The 2,361-nt window shown below is 46.0% G+C and carries 4 protein-coding genes; all 4 read left to right on the forward strand.

What is annotated here, in order from left to right; genetic code table 11:
- Positions 1 to 415, forward strand: a 415-nt coding sequence (locus tag JCM12296_RS34205; protein ID WP_218188433.1) for a hypothetical protein, incomplete at its 5' end; no start/stop codon positions are given.
- Positions 416 to 432: 17 nt separating this feature from the next.
- Positions 433 to 717 carry an integration host factor subunit alpha gene (locus tag JCM12296_RS34210; RefSeq protein ID WP_054702567.1) on the forward strand — a complete coding sequence of 95 codons (285 nt, stop codon included), beginning with the start codon at positions 433 to 435 and terminating at the stop codon, positions 715 to 717.
- A complete protein-coding gene (locus tag JCM12296_RS34215) occupies positions 707 to 1,390 on the forward strand; it encodes an SOS response-associated peptidase (protein ID WP_083456783.1) in 684 nt (227 codons plus the stop codon). The genes JCM12296_RS34210 and JCM12296_RS34215 overlap by 11 nt, the downstream gene beginning before the upstream one ends.
- Before the next feature lie 50 nt (positions 1,391 to 1,440).
- The coding region (locus tag JCM12296_RS34220; protein WP_157068177.1) for a hypothetical protein at positions 1,441 to 2,361 on the forward strand (921 nt) is incomplete at its 3' end.

Raw genomic sequence — 2,361 nt, forward strand, 5'->3', positions numbered from 1 at the left:
CCTACCTGCTGAAACCACCACCCCCAAAATGAAGGAGCCCGTTACCATGAAGATCGTCATCTATCTGCTTGGATTAGGCATTATCGGCTATTGCAGTTATTTGAACCTTTATACCCGACAGGCCTTGGATTCCCTGAAAAGTCTGTTTCAAACGTACCAACTGCGATACCTGGCAGCGATCCCGGCGGTGTTTGCCGTTCTATTTTTGATTTCAGCCCCGGCCGCAAAATGTTCCTGGCCTTTCTGGATCGTTGGCGTGCTGGCCGCAATAGAAGCCGTTGTCGCCTTCACCAATCCTCAGAAGATCTATAGCCGAATGTTGGATTGGTTTTTTGAGAAGGTATCGGATCAAGCCTATCGGATTTCCGCAATCGCTGGCATCATCTTCGGAACTCTAATTTTGACATTGGCATAGAAATCAGGAGATCCATCATGGCCTTGACCAAACTGGATATCGTTGAACGAATTTGTGAACAGCTTGGCTTTCAAAAGAACCGATCCATTGATGTCGCGGAGAGCCTTCTTGAACTGATCAAATCCACCCTTGCATCCGGTGAAGATGTCCTGGTATCCGGCTTCGGCAAGTTCTGTGTAAAGGAAAAGGCGGAGCGTAGGGGACGGAATCCAGCTACCGGTGAAGATGCCATTTTACCCGCCCGGCGGGTGGTGACGTTCAAATGCTCGGGGCAGTTGCGAGACAAGATTAATGGTGCCTGAAATGTGCGGCCGGTTTGTAGGATTCACATCCTTAAAAGCATTGAAAGAGCAATTCCCTATCGATGTCACGAATGTCGATGTGGTGGCCAGCTACAATGTAGCCCCAAGCCAGGAGATCCTCGCCATCGCCCGCTATGAGGGTGAGAATCACTTGGTGCGATTTTATTGGGGGCTGGTACCAGCTTGGGCCAAGGATGTTTCCATAGGCAATAAGCTTATCAACGCCCGATCTGAAACGGTCGCCACCAAACCCAGCTTTCGCAATGCCTTCAAAAGACGTCGCTGTATTATCCCTGCGGATGGCTTTTATGAGTGGAAAAAGACCAAGGGCGGAAAGCAGCCGGTCTTTCTCACGCTGCCGGATGGGAAACCTTTCGCTTTCGCCGGCCTATGGGAAACGTGGCACGACAAGGAGAATAAAACGGCCTACAAGTCCTGCACCATTATCACCAGAGAAGCCAGTGCGTCTATGGCACCAATCCACAATCGGATGCCTGTAATCTTGAAGCCGGCGGCTTTCGATGCCTGGTTAAACACGAGGAATCAGGATATTGAGTTGCTCCAAGGAATCATCCAGAACCAGATCCATACTGAACTCGTAAATGTTCCCATCTCCAACCGAGTCAATTCAGTTCGTAACAATGGGCCGGAAAATATTCGGCCGACGGAATAAAAACGTTCATTTTAATCGACACAGAAACAACAGGTAAGTGAAATAAAATAATGAAGAAAGCCAAACCAAAAGCACCAGTCAGCAGTTCGATATCACAAAAAGTTATTGCCGGACTATGTAAGACTTCAACCAAGAAAGTCGTTGATCTTTCAGAAATACGAAATGCCAAAATTCATGCAGAAGATCTCGAAAAAACAGTTGTTACGGAAAAAGAGCTTGCCGGTTTAGATCCATTGCATGCCGTTTATGTATATGCCCAAAATAAGTTATCCGTCTTGGTCGAGCAAATCGGAGAATTGCCACCCCTGTCCAAACTTGACAATGCGTATGCTGATGCCCAAGATTTGTATATGCCTTCGGGTCCGCCAATGAGTCCACTAACAACCTCCTATTTTACATGCTGGGGTTTTTTCGACCTCTGTGTCGGATTAAAGAAAGAAAGTTTCGGAACCGTCATTATCGACGTGTGTAAATATTTGAAAGTTGATCCTAATCTGATAATGTTTTTCGAGCTGATGCAGAACTCCAGGATGGGGCTCTATGTCCATGAAGGCTTTTCTGGTAGATTCACCAATCTGAGAGAATTGATTACCGGAGCAGAAGTGACGGCAATCGTACATAGTGGATATGTTGGCAATCCAGGTGAAATAATACTGGCGAGAATAATGCCGGATCCGTTTCCCGAATCAAATTACGGATATTCCGTCGTTTTTACAACCCCCTATGTCCTTGCTGAAATGTATAACGATCGTTTCATTCCTGCGAATGAGGAAAATTGGTTGCTCTATTTTGACAGGATCCAGGAGAAGACCAAAATCAAAGATAAAAAAAGGTCCTATGAAGTTCTTATGAAATATGGACTCAACCGGCATTACTGGAATGAGTACATTTTTGAAGCATATGTAAACAATAAAAAAGAGTTGATATTTCTGGCTGGTTTTCCGGACATTCCTTCGAGCAGACCTCATTGG

The organism is Desulfosarcina cetonica JCM 12296, assembly GCF_001311845.1.
Classification (GTDB): Bacteria; Desulfobacterota; Desulfobacteria; order Desulfobacterales; family Desulfosarcinaceae; genus Desulfosarcina; species Desulfosarcina cetonica.

Excerpts from the sequence above, each read along its gene's own strand:
- JCM12296_RS34210 (WP_054702567.1), top strand. The coding sequence starts at position 433 with ATGGCCTTGACCAAACTGGATATCGTTGAACGAATTTGTGAACAGCTT.
- JCM12296_RS34215 (WP_083456783.1), top strand. The coding sequence starts at position 707 with ATGGTGCCTGAAATGTGCGGCCGGTTTGTAGGATTCACATCCTTAAAA.